Source organism: Mycobacterium talmoniae, from assembly GCF_001854525.1.
Lineage (GTDB): Bacteria > Actinomycetota > Actinomycetes > Mycobacteriales > Mycobacteriaceae > Mycobacterium > Mycobacterium talmoniae.
In genome coordinates this window covers 1-944 of the sequence record NZ_MLQM01000356.1, presented here as the reverse complement: position 1 = coordinate 944, position 944 = coordinate 1, and the positions used below count along the sequence as shown (strand labels likewise).

At 73.1% G+C, this 944-nt stretch carries 1 protein-coding gene; it reads right to left on the bottom strand.

Features of this window, described 5'->3' with window-relative positions:
* Positions 1-944 (bottom strand): alpha/beta fold hydrolase (locus BKN37_RS27340; protein ID WP_131823734.1); only part of this gene is annotated, 944 nt, incomplete at both ends.

Sequence of the window (944 nt, the reverse complement as noted above, 5' to 3'; positions counted from 1 at the left end):
GGGTGTCGGCGAACGCCTGCCGCGGCCGCCCCACCCGGGCGCGGCGCAGCGCCCGGCTGGCCGGCTTGCCCTCGGTCCAGTCGGCGAGCTCGCCCACGGCGGCGGCCAGCACCTGCGGATGCGACATCGGCGACCAGTGCCCGGCCTTGATGTCGCGCCGCCACAACCGGCCCACCCAGCGGCCGGTGGCGTCGAGGCTGTGCGGGCGCACATACGGGTCGGCGGTGTTGACGATCAACTGCACCGGCACGGTGACGTAGTGGTCCCGCCGGGCGTGGGCCACGGAGCGAAAGTAGTTGGCGGGATACACTTTTAGGCTTCTCGCGGCGTCGGCGGCCAGGCCCGCGGCGTGGTGGATGTGCTGCGGCGGGATCCCGTCGGCCAGCAGCGCGCGGCGCATCAACCCGGCCGCCAACGCCGCCCGGATCAGCAGCGGGGCGACCACCGGCACCGAGAACGCGACCTGGTAGCTGAGCCGCAGCGCCTGGCTCAGCGCCCGGCCGAACCGTCGGGGCCGGTAGGGCCGGCGCAGACCGGCCCCGACGTAGTTGGCCAGGTGGTCGGCGCTGGGTCCGGACACCGAGGTGAACGAGGCGACCCGGTCGTCGGCGCCGGGCCGGCTCAGGTATTCCCAGACCCCGGTCGAGCCCCAGTCGTGGGCCAGCACGTGCACCGGCGCGCCGGGGCTACACGCACCGATGACGGCGGCGAAGTCGTCGGCGAACCGCGCCATCCGGTAGGACGAAATCGGTTTGGGCGCAGCGGATTCACCGACGCCGCGGTTGTCGTAGCGGATGATCCGGAACCGGTCGGCCAAAAGCGGCACCACCCCGTCCCACAGCACATGCGAATCGGGCCAGCCGTGCACCAGCACCACGACCGGCCCGTCCGGATTGCCCTGTTCGTAGACCGCGATGCGGGTGCCGTCCGCGCTGTCGACGAAC